We start from the raw sequence: 17618 nt of genomic DNA, 5'->3' as shown, positions 1-17618 counted from the left end.
CATGAGGAATAAAAGACGATTAAGATGGAATTTAATTCGTTTTACAGAATATAATAAGTCATAAATATTTTTAGTTGCATACGAAGATTTGTTCTTATATGATAGATAGTGAAAGCGTTATCAAAAACAGAGCGGCGATGGGAAAGGCGGGTAAATATGTTCCAGCGTGTTCAAACAAAGGAAGAACATTTTTGGTTCGAGCAACTATGGGGAGATTTTTGTGAAGAAAGAAACTTAATGTTCGTAGAACGTAATTTAAATCCATCACGATTTTTATTAATAGAAGATGAACATCATATTGGTACAGTAGAATGTATTAAGTATACGGTACCAGAGCAATCGAATTCTGAGTTTTTCTATCCGTTTTCTAAAAATGATCTAGTGAAAGATTTGAAAAATGTGTATGAAATAGGCAAGTTAAGTATTGCGAAAACGTCTCGTGGGAGAGGACACTTCAAAAGACTAACCGCTATTTTATTTATGCATGCATTAGAAACGAAAGCAGAATGGTATATTGCAGCAGTTACAAAAAGAATGTATATGTATTTGTTAACACTCGGTTTCCCAATTGAACCGATAGATAATCCATTTCAGTTTCATGATACTTTACAAGGTGTACCAGTACGAATTCATGCTCGAAAAGGGGCTACACATTTGTATTCTTTAAAAGAATTTCGAGATGTGATTCAAGGGAATGCACATGCACAGGCATTAATCGCAGAATACAGTAAGAATATTATGTTAACCAAATAAAACGAAATGAATATGTATAATAAAGAGAATACTAATTTAAAATGAAATCATTCTTCATGAAAAAGACCCTTATTATTTTAATAAGGGTCTAAAAATTATAATCCAAATATACTAAAAATCATTTTGCGGCGCTTCGGTTTCTTTTCACGTTCATATGTTGGTTTTGTATCGGGAGTAATATATAGTGGTTCTTCTTTCTTGAGGTCAGCTTCTAGCTTTTGAATTCGCTCTAACATTTCCTCCATTTCACGGCGATGTTGTAAAAGTTGGTACGTAACTACATCATTTGCCTTATCTTGCATTTGTTCTTCCATTCGATCTAGCCTTCTCGTAATTGTGCTTAATTGAGCGGATAATTGCTCAAAATCATGCGATGATATGTTTTGAACAATTGTATTTACTTGAGTTTTTAATTCTTCAACATCGTTTGACGATGTTTTTGGAGTAGGGTGAGAATTTTGAGACTGCTCTATTTGTGAAAGATGGTATTCTAACATTTGGTCTAAATTATCTTGTGTAAAAATAAAGTGACCATATTTATTTTTTTCTATCGTAAGATTTAATTGTTGTGCAATCCGGACAACAGCCTTTGGGCTAACACCTAATTTTTTTGCGATAAATGGTGTTTTATATTCCAAAATAATCCCTCCTATATATATCCTGTTGAATGATTTCGATCTATGAAGTAAGTTCCCTTCTAGTGTGACAAAAGAAGTGTGGAATCGGCAAAGAAAGTGTTTTTTCACGAAATGAAGCTGTGAAGAATATATCGTGTATATAAAAATATTTTATCCTAAAATTTAGAACAATTTGACTGATGGAAATGAATTAGATTATCATAATGATAAATATCTTTTTTATGTATGCATATAATATATAAAAAGGTGGTTGCTAATGTAGAATTTTGTTAGAGTATTAGAATACTTACTTCACTTGAATAAAATTAAGTAGGAGGTGGCTTCCTTGCTTACAATGTAAGTAAGGAAAAGTATTTGGACATATATAGTATAAGTATAGTGATTGTTTTAATTGCCTTAACGGCATTTTTCGTTGCAGCAGAATTTGCAATTGTTAAAGTGCGAAGTTCACGAATTGACTATTTAATTGCAGAAGGAAATAATCGCGCAACACCTGTCAAAACAGTCATTACAAACTTAGACGAATATTTATCTGCTTGTCAGCTAGGAATAACAGTTACAGCTCTGGGGATTGGGTGGTTTGGTAAACCTGCGTTAAAGCAAATGTTTGACACGCTTTTTGTAAATTTGAACATTTCTTCCCAACTAGCAGACATTTTTGCTGTAATTTTAGTGTTTTTGTTTATTACATTTTTACATGTTGTAATAGGGGAATTGGCCCCAAAAACATTTGCGATTCAAAAAGCTGAACAAGTGAGTTTATTTGTTGCTAAACCGTTAATTTTCTTTTATCGTATGGCGTTTCCATTTATTTGGCTATTAAATGGATCAGCCCGAATGATTACGAAGTTGCTAGGGCTGAAACCACCGAAAGGGCACGATGAGGTTCATTCAGAAGAAGAATTACGGTTATTAGTTTCAGAAAGTTACAAAAATGGAGAGATTAATCAATCTGAATATAAATATGTAAATAAAATCTTTGAATTTGATGATCGTATAGCAAAAGAAATAATGGTACCCCGAACTGAGATGCATATTATTAGTAAAGAAATGCCTGCTGAAGAAGCTTTGCAAAAAATGTCCCGGGAAAAATATACGAGATATCCAGTTGTTGATGGCGACAAAGATCACGTAATAGGTTTTGTAAACTTTAAAGATATTTTCACAGATTTTGTGCAGCATAAGGCGGTAAGTAATAAGAAAGTAGAGCAATATATGAGGCCGATTATTTTAGTTATCGACTCTATCCCAATACACGACTTGTTTTTAAAAATGCAAAAAGAAAGAACACATATTGCTATATTGATAGATGAATATGGTGGTACGTCTGGACTTGTTACTGTTGAAGACATTTTAGAAGAAATAGTTGGAGATATTCAAGATGAGTTTGATACAGATGAACAGCCAGAAATTCAACAAGTTAGTGAAACGAAAACGATATTAGAGGGAAAAGTGCTCGTTAGTGAAGTGAATACGTTGTTAGGATTAACGATCGATGATAATGGTGTTGATACAATAGGTGGATGGATTTTAACGAAGAATATAGAAATTGCTGAAGAGGATTTCATTGAAATTGAAAATTATAAGTTTTGCGTGAAAGAATTAGATGGACACTATATAAAGAGACTAGAAGTTACAAAAAGTGTAGAATCAATTGTTGTATTAGAAGATGAAAAACAAATTTCATTACAAGAACAAATTAGTTCGTAGGCTCTGCTATTTGGCAGAGTTTTTTTGAGCATAATGTTTTTGGCAGAATAAGGGCTATGATACAATGACATAAGTCATACCTTTCACTAGGTGAAGTATTGTTGTATATATGGAAGGGGAAAACTTATGAAAAAACATTTATATATAAATGGAGATTGGAAGTCTGTAAACACGTATAAACCATTATACGCACCATATTCTGAAGAAACATTAGCGGAAATTGCACAAGGAACGGAAGAAGATATACAAGAGGCTGTTACTGCTGCAAAAAATGCAATGAAAGAAATGAATACATTATCTGCATATGATCGTGCGACTATTTTAGAGAAGGTTGCACAAAAAATGGATGAAAGAAGAGAAGAGTTTGCACAGATTATTGCAAAAGAGGCTGCAAAACCAATTCGTGCTGCGAGGGGAGAAGTAGATCGTACCGTTCAGACATACAAATTTGCAGCGGAAGAAGCGAAGCGTATATACGGCGAGACACTGCCACTGGATGCAGCACCTGGTGCAGATGGGCGTATTGCATACACAATGCGAAAACCGATTGGGGTTATAGGAGCTATTACACCATTTAATTTCCCGTTAAATTTAGTGGCACATAAAGTCGGCCCTGCAATTGCTGCTGGAAATACAGTGGTGTTAAAACCAGCTGATCAAACGCCATTATCGTCTTACGCATTAGTTGAACTATTTGAAGAGGCAGGATTGCCAAAAGGAGCTTTAAATATTATTTCTGGTCCTGGTGCAACTGTAGGTGAGGCGATAGTTACAAGTGATGATGTTGCTTCCATTACTTTTACAGGAAGTCCGAAAGTTGGAATTGGAATTAAGGCAAAGGCTGGGTTAAAGCGAGTTACGTTAGAACTAGGATCGAATGCTGCTGTTATTATTGATGAAGATGTAGAATTAACAGATGAATTAATTGAACGCGTAAAATGGGGAGCATTTGTTAATAATGGACAAGTTTGTATTTCGATACAACGTGTTTTTGTACATGAAAAGAGAATGGATGAATTTCTTTCAAAGCTAAAGAAAGCAATGGAAACAGTTGTTGTTGGGGATCCATTGCTTGAGGAAACGGATGTATCGGCTTTAATTTCGAAAAAAGATGTAGAGCGAATAGAAATGTGGGTGCAAGAAGCGATTAAGGAAGGTGCAGCTGTTTTATATGGTGGCAAGAAACATGATGCAAGGATATTTGAACCAACTGTATTAACAAATGTTCCAGAGTATGTATCTGTACAGTGCCAAGAAGTATTTGGTCCACTTATGACAGTAAATACATTTGAAGAATTTGATGAAGCGATAGAGCAAGTAAATCATTCACGTTACGGTCTACAAGCAGGCGTATTTACAAATAATTTATTTAAAGCTATGCGTGCAATTGATGAGCTTGAAGTTGGCGGTGTCATGATAAATGATATTCCAACGTTCAGGGTAGATCATATGCCTTATGGTGGTGTGAAAGAAAGCGGCACGGGGCGTGAAGGAATTAAATATGCAATAGAAGAAATGACAGAAATGAAATTAGTATGTATTAAAAAATAAAGTAAATAGGACTTAAACAATAAAAAAACGAGTAGGGAATGTTTACGATTCCATACTCGTTTTTTTATTGTTTGTTTTACGTTTCTCAGAATGAATTCATTTAATCAAGTGTACCTTTTACTTCATTTCTTGTTTGAAAATAGCATCTTCTACATAAATTTGTTCTTTGTCAACAGCAGTGCTATGAGATAATACTAAACCAATTGGTGTTTCTGTACCTTTATTTTGAACAATTGTAAAAGGAACATTTTTTTCATTTGCTAATTTAATGTATTTAGATAAATGTGGGTAAGCAATGCCACCATTTAGGAATATTTGTAATGATTGAGAAGAGCGCATGCTACTAGCTACTTCAGAATATACATTACTTTGCATTACTTGACCGATAGTTAAAGCGATTTCTACACGCTCACGTAATGTAGTTAAATACATATTACGTTCTTCTGGTTTGTTCTGCTTTTGGCCGTAAATGCCTTCTTGGAGATAATCTTCCACATTTTTATTTACCATATTTTTCACACCTTTCATTTTCTATTGTACGAAAGAATGAAGCAGGATGCAAAAAAAGTCTCATCGAATGTAAAAAACTTTGAGTGAAAGGAAGGAAAATGGAATGTATCAATCTAAACAATTAATAAAGACATTAAAAATTTTATCAACACATATTAACAAAATGTGACAATAATCTATTAACGAATCGTGATTTTTGTGTTAATATTCAAAATATAAAGGGTGTTCGTCGCATGGAAATGGAGGGAATGGAGGTTTTTCCAATCGATAAGGATATTAAAGAAGTATTTTGTTCGCACTTGAAAAACAACAGGCACCAATTCGTTGAGAACTGGAAAAACAAAATGATAATTTCCGATAAAGATCCATTTAAACTAGAAGCATTTCAAAATGGGGAGGATTTATTAGAGTTAATTATCGAACTTACTATGGAAGAAAAAGATATAGATTATCTTCAGCCATTATGCGAGAAAATTGCTATTGAACGTGCAGGAGCAGATGCGAATATTGGAGATTTTGTTTATAATGCAAACGTGGGAAGAAATGAGCTTTTCGAAGCGATGTGTGAATTAGATGTTAGCGCACGTGAATTGAAACCAATTATGGCTCAAATACATACTTGTTTTGACAAATTAATTTATTATACTGTTTTAAAATACTCGGAAATAATATCAAGAAATTTAGAGGAAAAACAGCAATATATTAACGAAACACATAAAGAAAGGCTGACGATTTTAGGGCAAATGTCAGCTAGTTTTGTACATGAATTTCGTAACCCACTTACTTCCATTATGGGATTTGTCAAATTATTAAAGGCCGATCATCCTAGTTTATCGTATTTAGATATTATTTCGCATGAATTAGACCAATTAAATTTTCGTATTTCACAATTTTTACTCGTATCGAAAAAAGAAATGTGGACTGAATCAGAACGATTTTGGCTTAATGATTTGTTTCAAGATATTATACAGTTCTTATATCCGAGTTTGGTCAATGCAAATGTATCAATTGAAAAGAATTTGCCGTATCCAATTCCACTTGTTGGTTATCGGAGTGAAGTGAGACAAGTAGTTTTAAATATATTAATGAATTCAATTGACGCTCTTGAATCAATGAAAGAAGAAAGAAAAATTATCATTGATGTATTTGAAGAAGATCAATCGATTCGAATTGTAATAAAAAATAATGGACCAATGATTCCAGCTGAAAATGTAGAAACGATTTTTGAACCATTTGTAACTACTAAAAAATTAGGAACTGGTATTGGGTTATTTGTATGTAAACAAATTGTAGAAAAACATAATGGGTCCATCATGTGTCGTTCAGATAACGATTGGACAGAATTTCAAATTGCATTTCAAAAATAAACAGTCTACACCAAATAAATGGTGTAGACTGTTTTAATTCGTAAGTATAACGGCTTCTAATTTAGGATCTTTCGTTGAATAACCTAAAAGTGAAATTGTATAAATGATATTCGGTTCGACTTTGAAATCCGGAATAGTTAGCAAGACCCTTGGATTATCTGCGAGTGAAACTTCAATATCTGCTGTACCTGGGCTAACTTCTAAAAAATCTGTTATTTGTTTAAAGAGTACATTTTCAAATAAATGATCTCCACCTTTTAAACTTACATTTATAACAGGGGTATCTGGAGAAAAATGTACAAACCGTATTTTGGCTTGGCCTGCTGGTAAATGAGTATTATCAAGCATAGGTTGTAATTGTAGATAATTATCACTATTTATTGCAGCAAAAGTATAAGAGTGATTTCCCATTATCGGTACTAAAGCTGAAAAGACGGCAGTTTCATTTCCTACAGGGACAATATCTATACGGTATTTACCTTGCACTAATGTTAAATAGGGACTAAATTGTTTAAAAGAAATATTTTTAATAACCTTTTGTCCGTTTACTAAAATATCAACTGCAGGTGTATTTGAAGCTGAGTGAAAAAACCTTATGTGTGACGGTAAAGCAGCTTCTTGTGAATCTCTTTTTTCATATGCCTGTACAAGTTTCGTAAGCGCATCATAATATTTCATATATAGTTCTACATATTTTTTCGGATTATGAAATTGATAGTAACGAGCGAGCTGTTCGTATCGTGCAGCTTCTTGTCCATATTTTTCGATTTCAGATTGAGACATGAACATTCCTCCTTTGTCATCATTAAAACTATATGCTTAGCAAGAACGGGGTTATGCGAAAAAATTGTTTTTTAAAGGAGGAAAGTTGAAAGTGAATAAAAAGTATTGCTTAGGGATAAGTGTAGTTAGGCGAACGAGCGTTATATATTTCTAGAGGAAACAGCAATTGATCATCCTTATTGGGTGATGATGTAACGATTACAATGTGTATTTCAAAATAAAAAACCTTAAGAACGTATCAATTAACATATCGAAAACATGTCCCAAAATCCTTAGGAAACTAGAGGATTTTTTAAATTATGGGCAAATACACATACAAAGTGATAATTGTCCTACATAAATTATAAAGGAAAGGTAGTTTGAAAATGAGGAAAGGAATAGAAGCTTGGGATGGAGATATCCCGACAGGAATTGTGAATGGAGTTATGGACGATTTTGTGCTTTAGGCTGTAGGATGAATTTTGAATTTGTAACATTCTTTTTTCTATTTATGTTGGAAAGTGACAGTATTAACCGATAAAAGAGCGTCGTACCGAACTGATTAATGTGGTTAATCGGTTCTTTTTTTATTGTTAAAACAATGGAGAATGTATGTGAAATATAGATTACTATAAAAATAATTGCTATGCATTTAGTAGGATTAATTGTCGAGAATTGTTTGAAAATATGCAATGTAAAGTAAGATATTAGGAAGGAGTTTAAAGGGAGTTTCGTCGAAGTTTACACAATGTCGGCATTTGAGGGAAGCTGGCATTATGTTAAAAAATATTTAGTGAAGCGTTAATTTTATATAAGGGAGGGTGTTTGAGCATAGATAAGGGTTGGTCTTCGTTCTAAGTTCCGAATTTTCTGTTTTTGAAATAATATTTAGCACTCATTTGTATATTTTATAATAGTTTTTTGATAAATTCACTGCTTTCGCAGAGGGTTCTTTTTTATGAAAGAAACGTCAATTTTCTTCATATATATATACAAATTGGAGAAATGGGGGAGCGCTATGCGCGATTACTTAATTAAACCACTTGTTGGTCAGCCGTATCCAATGATTTCACATGGAAAAGGTGTGTATTTGTATGACCAAAATGGAAATAAATATTTTGATGGCTCGTCAGGGGCGATTACGGCAGGTATTGGACATGGCGTAAAGGAGATTGCGGACGTTATCAAAAAGCAAGCAGAGGAGATTGCTTTCGTTTATAGATCACAGTTTACGAGTGAACCAGCTGAAAAATTAGCGGAAAAATTAAGCGATTTAAGTGTAGGAGATTTGAACTGGAGCTTTTTTGTGAATAGCGGTACGGAAGCAAATGAAACGGCTATGAAAATTGCAATTCAGCATTTTCAAGAGCGAGGTATTCAAGGGAAGCATAAAATTTTGTCACGATGGATGAGTTATCACGGTATTACGATGGGAGCCTTATCAATGTCTGGGCATCCACTGCGCAGACAACGCTTCGTGTCAATTTTAGAAGATTATCCAACTATTCCAGCACCATATTGTTTTAGATGTCCAGTGCAAAAGGTATATCCAACTTGTCAGCTTGCTTGTGCGACAGAACTAGAAAGATCAATTGAAAGAATTGGAGCAGAACATATCGCAGCTTTTATCGCTGAACCGATTATTGGAGCAGCTGGAGGCGCAGTCGTTCCGCCGAAAGAATATTATAAAGTTATTAAAGATATTTGTAGTCATTACGATATTTTATTTATTGCAGATGAAGTAATGACTGGGCTTGGTCGTACTGGCGCATGGTTTGCGATGGAGCATTGGGGTGTAGAACCGGATATTATGACACTTGGTAAAGGTTTAGGAGCTGGATACACACCGATGGCAGCGACGGTTGTAAGTGACCGAGTAATGGAGCCGATTTTACGAGGATCACGTTCTGTTATGAGTGGGCATACGTTAAGTGCAAATCCATTATCTGCAGCAACAGCTCTAGCTGTTATTGAATATATGGAGAAACATAATCTACCTGAAAACACAGCGGAAAAGGGAGAGTATTTAATAAAAGGATTGCAGAAAGTTCAGCAACAATCGACAATCATTGCTGATGTACGCGGGAAAGGGTTGCTGATCGGAGTAGAATTGCAATCGTTTACAAAGGCGTCGGAACTTATTTCGGTTGCAGCTAAAAATGGTCTTCTTTTATACCAAGCTGTTTCAGGGCAGGCAGGAAAAGAAGATAGTGCACTGCTTGTGGCACCGCCAATGACAACTACATATTCCGAGTTAGATGAATTACTTTCAATTTTTGCAAAAAGTGTAGAAGAAATGATGCAAAAAGGAGGGCATAGTATCGCATGACAACTATTACGAATACATTCGATAAATTAAAAGAGATAGAGGAAGTAATTTCTTTGTTCCACGATGATATGACATTAATGTTTGGAGGATTTGGGGGGATTGGATCCCCTCCATCTTTAATACAGGCGATTTTAGAAAAAGGAGTTACAAATTTAAATTTAATAGGAAATGATACGGGATTTCCTGATGTAGGGATTGGTCGTCTCGTTACGAATGAAAGGGTAAAATCATTAATTACTTCTCATATTGGTTCAAATCCAAATGCAGGACGACAACTAAACGAAGGAAGATTACAAATTGAGTTTTCTCCTCAAGGAACATTAGCAGAGCGTATTCGCGCTGGTGGTGTAGGACTTGGAGGTGTATTAGTTGATGTAGGTGTTGATACGATTGTAGAAGAAGGAAAACGTACAGTTGAAATGAATGACAAGACATATTTAGTTGAAACAGCATTAACTGCTGAGGTTGCGATTGTATATGCGAAAAAAGCGGATCCGTTCGGTAATCTTGTGTTTGATAAGAGCGCCCGTAACATGAATCCTCACGTTGCTATGGCCGGGGATATAACGATTGTAGAAGCAGAAGAAATTGTTCCACTCGGAAGTTTAGATCCAGAAGAAATTGTTGTCCCAGGAGTATTTGTAAATTATATCGTACCATCGGAAGGAGTGAATTGGAAATGGGTATGGGCGTAGAAGTGAGAGGTAAAATTGCTAGACGTGCAGCGAAAGAAATACAAAATGGTATGATTGTAAATTTAGGTATTGGTATACCATCGCTTGTACCGAATCATCTTCCTAACGATATAAACGTTATGTTTCATGCGGAAAATGGAATTGTAGGTATGGGACCTACGCCAAGCAAAGGAAATGAAGACGAAAACTTATGTAACGCAGCAGGTTTGCCAACTTCCCTTATTACTGGAGCGAGTTATTTTGATAGCTGCACAGCGTTTGGGATGATTCGAAAAGGTTTACTAGATATTACGATTCTTGGTTCATTACAAGTGAGTGAGAATGGTGATTTAGCTAACTGGATCGTTCCAGGAAAACGCGTTCCTGGTATTGGGGGAGCGATGGATTTGGCACAAAAAGCAAAGCGGGTCGTTGTTGTAATGAATCATGTCGATAAATACGGAAATGCAAAAATTGTTTCGGAGTGTACGTTACCATTAACTTCAAAGAAATGTGTAGATTTAATAATTACGGATATGGCAGTTATGGAAGTGACGCCGAGTGGACTTATTTTACAAGAATTAATGAGCCCGTACACAGTGGAAGATATAAAAAAACATACAGAAGCGGAGTTTGAAATTGGCTCTAACTTACTAGTAATTGAATGAGGGGAGATGTAATATATGGAGCAATTAAAAAAACAAGTTTGTGATTATATTGAGAGTCATGAAGAGGAAAGCGTAAAGTTTTTAAAACGATTAATTCAAGAAAAGAGCGTATCTGGTGATGAAAGTGGTGCGCAGGCAATTGTAATTGAAAAATTACGTGAGCTAGGTTTAGATCTTGATATTTGGGAGCCTTCATTTTCTAAAATGAAAGATCATCCTTATTTTGTATCACCGCGTACAAATTTTTCAGATAGCCCCAACATTGTAGCAACCCTTAAAGGGAGCGGCGACGGGAAATCTATGATATTAAACGGGCATATAGATGTTGTACCAGAAGGAGATGTGAATCAGTGGGACCATCACCCTTATAGTGGTGAGAAAATAGGAAATCGTATATATGGTCGTGGAACAACGGATATGAAAGGCGGCAATGTCGCACTTATGCTTGCGATGGAAGCAATTATTGAATCTCGTATTGAATTAAAAGGAGATATTTATTTTCAAAGTGTAATAGAAGAAGAAAGCGGCGGGGCAGGAACATTAGCGACTATATTACGAGGATATAAAGCGGATGGTGTTATTATTCCAGAACCAACAAATATGAAGTTTTTCCCGAAACAACAAGGATCCATGTGGTTTCGTCTACATGTGAAAGGGAAAGCAGCACACGGTGGAACGCGTTATGAAGGAGTAAGTGCAATTGAAAAAAGTATGTTTGTTGTAGAGCATTTGAGAAAATTGGAAGTGAAGAGAAATGACCGAATTACAGACCCATTATTCAAGGGAATCCCGATTCCAATTCCAATTAATATTGGGAAAATAGAAGGCGGGAGCTGGCCAAGTTCTGTTCCAGATTCGTTAATTTTAGAAGGAAGATGCGGTATTGCGCCGAATGAGACTATAGAGGCAGCAAAAGAAGAGTTTGAGAATTGGATCGCTGAATTAAATGATGTGGACAATTGGTTTGTTGAAAATCCAGTAGAAGTAGAATGGTTTGGTGCGAGATGGGTTCCTGGTGAACTAGAAGAAAATCATGAGTTAATTACAACACTCGGGCATAACTTTGTTGAAATCGAAGGGAACAAACCAATTATTGAAGCATCTCCGTGGGGGACTGATGGAGGTTTATTTACACAAATCGCAGGTGTACCAACGATAGTATTTGGCCCAGGAGAAACGAAAGTAGCACATTATCCAAACGAATATATAGAAGTTGATAAAATGATAGCTGCCGCAAAAATTATTGCATGTACATTACTAGATTGGTGTGAGGTGAAAAAATGAAATACTATGAATCTTTTAGAGAGCAGACGAACGGTTATACAGTAGAAGGCGTTTTGGACTATTTTAATAAACGTATTCGAGTAGATCACTACACAGGAAATATTGAGAGGATTATCCAAACAATTGATGAATTAGCAGAGAAACATTCTTTCACTAAATGTATTGTTAAAGGAAAGGGAGAGCATGTTTCAACATGGCTCTCTTTCGGTTTTTTATTAGAAGCAACGATACCACATTATTTTCAAGGTCATGATGCATACTTCTTCGTGAAATTTAATAATGATGAAAGACGAAATAGTATTCATTGGGCTGAGGAAGATACCATTTTAAGCGGTGTAAAAGAAAAAGAAGTAAAGGAAAAAATAGTCCCTGAGAAATTTTTATTAAGAAAAGCGACAGAAGAGGATGCAGAAGAATTAGCAGCTGTATTTGGAAAAGTATTTGAAGTTTATCCTACTCCTTTAAACGAAGCGAGTTATGTAAAACAAACGATGAAAGAAGACGATACAATTTACTATGTATATGAATTTGATGGGGAAATAATTAGTACAGCATCTGCAGAAATGAATATAAAAGAAGGAAATGCAGAATTAACGAATTGTGCTACTTTACCCGAATATCGTAAACATGGATTTATGAAAAGTTTATTAATTAAGTTAGAAGAAGAACTGCAAGAAAAATCGATTTTCTGCTCCTATACAATTGCTCGATCGCTTTCTTTCGGAATGAATGCGGCCTTTCATCAGTTAGGTTATACGTATACAGGAAGACTGGCGAACAATTGCTACATTTTCGATAAGCTGGAAGATATGAATATATGGGTGAAAGATTTGTCTAAGTAGTACGGTATAAAAAATAGAACGGAATCGTCATGCTTATAATCGCATATAGGTATGCCGAAAATCTGGCATGTGATTGCTGGATTTTCGGCAAAAGGGGGGATGACATTGCTAGCAGTTTCGACACAAGAAGTCATTGAAGCGATTTTGGGCAGTATTGATGAGGCTATACACGCAGTAGATGAAAATGGTATTACAATTTTCTATAATACTGTAGCTGCAAAACACGATGGATCAAAAATTGAAAAAGTGTTAGGTAAACATTTGTTAGAAGCGTTTCCATCTTTATCTAGGGAAACAAGTACGTTGATGAAAGTGTTAGATACAAAAAAACCAATCGTTCATCAAGTTCAGCATTATCAAAATTTAAATGGGGAAGACATTTGTACAGTAAATACGACGTTACCTATTTTTATAGATGGAAATATTGCTGGAGCTGTAGAAATTGCAAAGGATTATTCCACCGTTCAAAAACTTACGGATACAATTGTAGATTTGCAATCAAAAATAAAGCGGTCATCTAGAAAAAAACCAATCAAAAAGCATTTTGCGTTTGAGACGATTGTGACGAACGATGCTCGGTTTAAACAGACGAAAGAATTAGCACAAAAAGTAGCGCCAACTGATGCAAATGTTTTAATATATGGGGAAACAGGAACAGGTAAAGAATTATTTGTACAAGCGATTCATGAAGCTTCTAAACGGAAGAACAAGCCATTTATTGCACAAAACTGCGCAGCTTTGCCAGAGTCGCTATTAGAAAGTTTATTGTTTGGAACGACGAAAGGTAGCTATACTGGGGCAATTGAACGAGCGGGATTATTTGAACTTGTAGATGGTGGGACATTGTTTTTAGACGAACTGAATTCAATGCCTCTCGATTTACAAGCGAAAATGCTACGTGTATTAGAAGATGGTGTTATTCGTCGAATTGGTGATAATAAGACGAGAAAAGTAGATGTTCGCGTTATTACTGCAATGAATCAGCCCCCAGAAGTATGTTTAAGAGAGAATAAAATTCGTACTGATTTATATTACCGATTAAATGTCTTTTCATTATATATTCCGCCGCTACGTGAAAGAACTGAGGATGTATTATTATTAGCGTCTTATTTTTTGAACGAATATAATAAAAGTTATAAAAAAGGTGTACTTCAAATGGATAAGGGAGCAAAAGAAAGACTACAAGCTTATCAATGGCCTGGCAATGTTCGGGAGCTAAAACATACAATTGAACATGCTGTCATAATTGCAGAAGGGGATACACTAACAGCCAATTGTTTACCGCGTACGTTTCGAAAAGAGAATCTGCCAAAGAAGAAGAGCATATTGCCACTTAGAGAAGCACTTCGTCAAACGGAAAAGGAATTAATAGATCAAGCGTTAATTGAAACGGAAGGGAATATATTACAAGCTGCAAAAATGTTAGGTATCCCTCGCCAAACGCTGCAATATAAACTGAGTAAGTACGACAAAACCGCCGAATAATTGGCGGTTTTTGTGTGTTTGCACCAATAAAAGAGCGTTTACATATATAAAAAGTAATGAATATGATAGTATGTATGGATTTCAAACAGTGCTTACAAATATTTTTTCGCTTATGTAATAGCGTTCTCCGTACATTTACTTATCAATAATGTAAAGTTGGCATAACTATTGCTTATATAAAGGATGAGCGTATAAAAAGGGGGAATAGCAATGTTACATGATGTATACAAACCAAATCGTCACTGGAAGGATATCGAGTTGTGGAAGGATGTTACTGAAGAACAATGGAATGACTGGGTTTGGCAATTAACGAATACGATCAAAACTTTGGATGACTTAAAGAAAGTGATTAATTTAATACCTGAAGAAGAAGAAGGCGTTAAAATTTCAACAAAAACGATCCCGTTAAATATTACACCGTACTATGCTTGGCTAATGAATCCTGATGACCCACGCTGTCCGATTCGGATGCAATCTGTACCGATCTCGGAAGAGTTATATAAAACAAAATATGATTTAGAAGATCCGCTTCATGAAGATGAAGATTCACCAGTTCCAGGTCTAACACATCGTTATCCAGACCGCGTATTATTCTTAGTAACGAATCAATGTTCTATGTATTGTCGTTACTGTACACGCCGTCGTTTTAGTGGACAAATTGGAATGGGTGTGCCGAAGAAACAATTAGATGATGCAATTGGTTACATTCGTGATACACCACAAGTACGAGATGTATTAATTTCTGGTGGTGACGGTCTTCTTATTAACGATAAAATTTTAGAATATGTATTAAAAAATTTAAGAGAGATTCCGCATGTCGAGATTATTCGTATCGGAACGAGAGCGCCGGTAGTATTCCCGCAGCGTATTACAGAAAACTTATGTAACATTATTAAAAAATACCATCCAGTATGGCTGAATACACATTTCAATACTTCTATTGAAATTACAGAAGAGTCGAAAAAAGCATGTGAAATGCTAGCGAATGCTGGTGTTCCAATCGGAAACCAAGCAGTAATTTTAGCTGGTATTAACGACAGCGTTCCAATTATGAAAAAACTTATGCATGACTTAGTAAAAATCCGTGTACGTCCATACTACATTTATCAATGTGACTTATCTGAAGGTATTGGTCATTTCCGTGCACCAGTATCTAAAGGTCTTGAAATTATTGAAGGTTTACGCGGTCATACATCTGGTTATGCGGTTCCAACATTCGTTGTTGATGCACCAGGAGGAGGCGGGAAAATTGCGCTTCAACCAAACTATTTAATCTCGCAAAGTGCAGATAAAGTTGTGCTTCGTAACTTTGAAGGTGTTATTACAACGTATCCAGAGCCAGAGAGCTATATCCCAGGAAGAGCAGAAGGGTACTTCAAAGAAATCTATCCAAACTACGAAGAAAAGCGTTCAGATGTTGGTATCGCAGGTCTTATGAGTGATAAGAAATTTAACCTTGTTCCAGACGACTTACAGCGTATGAGCCGCCGTAAAGACTATGAAGATAATGACACTCATGCATCACTAAAAGATAAACGTGATAAGCGCGATCAACTTAAAGATAAAAAGTATCAATCGCAAATGGCTAAATTAGAAGAAAACGACAAAAAAAATGAGGGTGATGCAGTATGAATTGTATGTGGTGTGACAGTACAGAAGCGAAAGAAAGCTTGAATACTGTATATTGGGAATTGCCAGATGGTACGAAAGCCATTGAAATCCAAGAGACACCATGCATTTCTTGTTCCTCATGCGGTATGGACTATCAAGCAGATCAAACAGTGAAAGAAATAGAAGATCAATTGTTCCTAATTTATACGAAAGATTTACCAAAACAACTAACGTATGAAGAATTAATGGGAAGACCACGTCTATTAAAAAGAAATTATTTCGACTTTTAACCAGCTTTTATGCTGGTTTTTTTCTTTTTTGCCTTGTATAATGTATCCAAGTTAGAAAGGTAGGGAATATTTTTGAAAAAGACATTTTACCACTATATGATGAAGCATCGTGCAGCTTTATTTAGTAATGAAGTATCGAATTTAGCAGAAGCAATGTATGATGATTTAAGCTTTCCGAAGCAATCTGAAGATTATGATGAAATTAGTTCATACTTAGAGTTAAGTGGAATGCTAGAAAGTATGTCTATATTTGATGAAGCTTGGGATTTATACATACAAGAGAGATAAGAAAGAACTATATGAAATTTTTGACGTGAAGCTAGTCTATTTGCTAGCTTTTTTTACGTTGTAAATAATTTTTTTATACGGTGATATTTTTTATTAAAAAATTTATGAATATACGCTTCTGTGATAAGCGTTTTTATGTAGGTTGCATATACTGTTATCAAAATCACGACGTCAAAAAAAGGAGAGATATAGATGGCAAGAAAAAAGCAACCTAAATATAACGTAGGGGACATAGTCGTGATTACGCTATATGGAACCGTTGGTAAAATCACAAATATGAAGATTTTAGATGGAGTTTACGTATACGAAGTCAATAATCACGATGGGTTTTACGTAGAGCAAACATTGCAGCACGTTTCAGAGCAAGATATGAAAAAAGGTGAAACTGAGTGGATTGAATTAAATTATAATTTCACATTTGGTGATCTAGTGCAAGTAACAGGATATGATAAAGATGTGTTTCGAATTGTTGGTTTTCGTACAGAAGTATGGAGATATAAAAATGACGCATGGGAAGATACCATATATGAATTGTCACGAATTACGGATGGTGAATGGTTAGAAGCAGATGAGTCGGATTTAACGTTACTTGCCAATGCTCAAACCGCAAATGCAATTTTGAAGAAAATGAAACAAGATAAAGCTGGTATGAATAAATTAGATTTAGGAAAATTAAAGTCAATTAACAACTCAAAAAAAGTGAGTGTTAAGACAAATCGTCAAGAAATCATTGATGGATTACTTGATATTTATAACGATTATCAATTGTTATTCGATATATTTAAAGATGAAGAATACAAAATTGTTATGGATGTTGTTCATAATTATTTAGTTAAATTGACAGAGAAAAAATAGT

17 protein-coding genes are annotated in these 17618 nt (G+C 35.0%); 14 read left to right on the top strand and 3 right to left on the bottom strand.

Annotated features, from left to right (window positions below; translation table 11 throughout):
* Nucleotides 1-156: 156 nt before the first annotated feature.
* On the top strand, nucleotides 157-753 hold the full coding sequence (locus tag ACTFOB_RS03095) for a hypothetical protein (protein WP_016088027.1): 597 nt from the start codon (nucleotides 157-159) through the stop codon (nucleotides 751-753).
* Between the two features lie 95 nt (nucleotides 754-848).
* Here the strand turns inward: ACTFOB_RS03095 and racA are convergent, their stop codons facing one another.
* The gene (gene racA, locus ACTFOB_RS03090) at nucleotides 849-1391 is read right to left on the bottom strand and encodes a chromosome-anchoring protein RacA (RefSeq protein WP_151630540.1); all 543 of its coding nucleotides are present in this window, start codon (nucleotides 1389-1391) and stop codon (nucleotides 849-851) included.
* Nucleotides 1392-1745: 354 nt separating this feature from the next.
* Here racA and ACTFOB_RS03085 point away from each other — a divergent pair, with 354 nt between their 5' ends.
* On the top strand, nucleotides 1746-3101 hold the full coding sequence (locus ACTFOB_RS03085; RefSeq protein WP_440024433.1) for a hemolysin family protein: 1356 nt from the start codon (nucleotides 1746-1748) through the stop codon (nucleotides 3099-3101).
* Nucleotides 3102-3227: 126 nt separating this feature from the next.
* Complete coding sequence (locus ACTFOB_RS03080) at nucleotides 3228-4652, top strand: aldehyde dehydrogenase family protein (protein ID WP_440024431.1); 1425 nt, start codon at nucleotides 3228-3230, stop codon at nucleotides 4650-4652.
* Nucleotides 4653-4769: 117 nt separating this feature from the next.
* Here the strand turns inward: ACTFOB_RS03080 and ACTFOB_RS03075 are convergent, their stop codons facing one another.
* A complete protein-coding gene (locus tag ACTFOB_RS03075) occupies nucleotides 4770-5162 on the bottom strand; it encodes a YueI family protein (protein ID WP_000247572.1) in 393 nt (130 codons plus the stop codon).
* Between the two features lie 233 nt (nucleotides 5163-5395).
* Between ACTFOB_RS03075 and ACTFOB_RS03070 the strand changes: the two genes are divergently transcribed.
* On the top strand, nucleotides 5396-6529 hold the full coding sequence (locus tag ACTFOB_RS03070; protein WP_413226533.1) for a BA2291 family sporulation histidine kinase: 1134 nt from the start codon (nucleotides 5396-5398) through the stop codon (nucleotides 6527-6529).
* A gap of 33 nt (nucleotides 6530-6562) precedes the next feature.
* On the opposite strand, the gene ACTFOB_RS03065 is transcribed toward ACTFOB_RS03070, so the two are convergent.
* Entirely contained in the window at nucleotides 6563-7312 is a 750-nt protein-coding gene (locus ACTFOB_RS03065) for a DUF4397 domain-containing protein (protein ID WP_440024429.1), read from the bottom strand.
* Between the two features lie 997 nt (nucleotides 7313-8309).
* Between ACTFOB_RS03065 and ACTFOB_RS03060 the strand changes: the two genes are divergently transcribed.
* The 10 genes from ACTFOB_RS03060 to ACTFOB_RS03015 all read left to right on the top strand — a co-directional run bounded on the left by ACTFOB_RS03060 (nucleotide 8310) and on the right by ACTFOB_RS03015 (nucleotide 17617).
* The gene (locus ACTFOB_RS03060) at nucleotides 8310-9620 is read left to right on the top strand and encodes an aspartate aminotransferase family protein (RefSeq protein WP_440024427.1); all 1311 of its coding nucleotides are present in this window, start codon (nucleotides 8310-8312) and stop codon (nucleotides 9618-9620) included.
* Entirely contained in the window at nucleotides 9617-10315 is a 699-nt protein-coding gene (atoD, locus tag ACTFOB_RS03055) for an acetate CoA-transferase subunit alpha (RefSeq protein WP_046959335.1), read from the top strand. Before ACTFOB_RS03060 ends, atoD begins: the two co-directional genes overlap by 4 nt.
* Nucleotides 10300-10962: a CoA transferase subunit B gene (locus ACTFOB_RS03050; RefSeq protein ID WP_440024425.1), complete on the top strand. Its 663-nt coding sequence runs from the start codon at nucleotides 10300-10302 to the stop codon at nucleotides 10960-10962. The genes atoD and ACTFOB_RS03050 overlap by 16 nt, the downstream gene beginning before the upstream one ends.
* Nucleotides 10963-10977: 15 nt before the next feature.
* Nucleotides 10978-12246, top strand: a complete 1269-nt coding sequence (locus ACTFOB_RS03045; protein WP_440024424.1) for a peptidase — start codon at nucleotides 10978-10980, stop codon at nucleotides 12244-12246.
* The gene (ablB, locus tag ACTFOB_RS03040; RefSeq protein WP_440024422.1) at nucleotides 12243-13088 is read left to right on the top strand and encodes a putative beta-lysine N-acetyltransferase; all 846 of its coding nucleotides are present in this window, start codon (nucleotides 12243-12245) and stop codon (nucleotides 13086-13088) included. The genes ACTFOB_RS03045 and ablB overlap by 4 nt, the downstream gene beginning before the upstream one ends.
* 99 nt (nucleotides 13089-13187) lie before the next feature.
* On the top strand, nucleotides 13188-14573 hold the full coding sequence (gene rocR, locus ACTFOB_RS03035; RefSeq protein ID WP_440024790.1) for an arginine utilization transcriptional regulator RocR: 1386 nt from the start codon (nucleotides 13188-13190) through the stop codon (nucleotides 14571-14573).
* A gap of 210 nt (nucleotides 14574-14783) precedes the next feature.
* Nucleotides 14784-16205, top strand: coding sequence for a lysine 2,3-aminomutase (gene ablA / locus ACTFOB_RS03030; RefSeq protein ID WP_000902132.1), 1422 nt, complete (start codon nucleotides 14784-14786; stop codon nucleotides 16203-16205).
* Nucleotides 16202-16474: a YokU family protein gene (locus tag ACTFOB_RS03025; protein WP_000995761.1), complete on the top strand. Its 273-nt coding sequence runs from the start codon at nucleotides 16202-16204 to the stop codon at nucleotides 16472-16474. The genes ablA and ACTFOB_RS03025 overlap by 4 nt, the downstream gene beginning before the upstream one ends.
* A 72-nt stretch (nucleotides 16475-16546) precedes the next feature.
* Nucleotides 16547-16762: a YozE family protein gene (locus ACTFOB_RS03020; protein ID WP_440024421.1), complete on the top strand. Its 216-nt coding sequence runs from the start codon at nucleotides 16547-16549 to the stop codon at nucleotides 16760-16762.
* 192 nt (nucleotides 16763-16954) lie between these two features.
* A complete protein-coding gene (locus tag ACTFOB_RS03015; protein WP_151630531.1) occupies nucleotides 16955-17617 on the top strand; it encodes a hypothetical protein in 663 nt (220 codons plus the stop codon).
* The last annotated feature ends 1 nt before the right edge of the window (nucleotide 17618 follow it).

The sequence above is a fragment of the Bacillus cereus group sp. MYBK79-1 genome, assembly GCF_051915365.1.
Lineage (GTDB): Bacteria > Bacillota > Bacilli > Bacillales > Bacillaceae_G > Bacillus_A.
The sequence above is the reverse complement of the archived record's forward strand: the minus strand, read 5'-3'. Positions and strand labels throughout refer to the sequence as shown.

Bases quoted from the DNA above. Each gene is read 5' to 3' on its own strand.
- ACTFOB_RS03045 (WP_440024424.1), top strand. From the start codon at position 10,978: ATGGAGCAATTAAAAAAACAAGTTTGTGATTATATTGAGAGTCATGAA.
- ablB (WP_440024422.1), top strand. From the start codon at position 12,243: ATGAAATACTATGAATCTTTTAGAGAGCAGACGAACGGTTATACAGTA.
- atoD (WP_046959335.1), top strand. From the start codon at position 9,617: ATGACAACTATTACGAATACATTCGATAAATTAAAAGAGATAGAGGAA.
- ACTFOB_RS03095 (WP_016088027.1), top strand. From the start codon at position 157: ATGTTCCAGCGTGTTCAAACAAAGGAAGAACATTTTTGGTTCGAGCAA.
- ACTFOB_RS03015 (WP_151630531.1), top strand. From the start codon at position 16,955: ATGGCAAGAAAAAAGCAACCTAAATATAACGTAGGGGACATAGTCGTG.
- rocR (WP_440024790.1), top strand. From the start codon at position 13,188: ATGACATTGCTAGCAGTTTCGACACAAGAAGTCATTGAAGCGATTTTG.
- ACTFOB_RS03050 (WP_440024425.1), top strand. From the start codon at position 10,300: ATGGGTATGGGCGTAGAAGTGAGAGGTAAAATTGCTAGACGTGCAGCG.
- ACTFOB_RS03080 (WP_440024431.1), top strand. From the start codon at position 3,228: ATGAAAAAACATTTATATATAAATGGAGATTGGAAGTCTGTAAACACG.
- ACTFOB_RS03070 (WP_413226533.1), top strand. From the start codon at position 5,396: ATGGAAATGGAGGGAATGGAGGTTTTTCCAATCGATAAGGATATTAAA.
- ACTFOB_RS03025 (WP_000995761.1), top strand. From the start codon at position 16,202: ATGAATTGTATGTGGTGTGACAGTACAGAAGCGAAAGAAAGCTTGAAT.
- ACTFOB_RS03060 (WP_440024427.1), top strand. From the start codon at position 8,310: ATGCGCGATTACTTAATTAAACCACTTGTTGGTCAGCCGTATCCAATG.
- ACTFOB_RS03075 (WP_000247572.1), bottom strand. From the start codon at position 5,162: ATGGTAAATAAAAATGTGGAAGATTATCTCCAAGAAGGCATTTACGGC.
- ACTFOB_RS03065 (WP_440024429.1), bottom strand. From the start codon at position 7,312: ATGTCTCAATCTGAAATCGAAAAATATGGACAAGAAGCTGCACGATAC.
- ablA (WP_000902132.1), top strand. From the start codon at position 14,784: ATGTTACATGATGTATACAAACCAAATCGTCACTGGAAGGATATCGAG.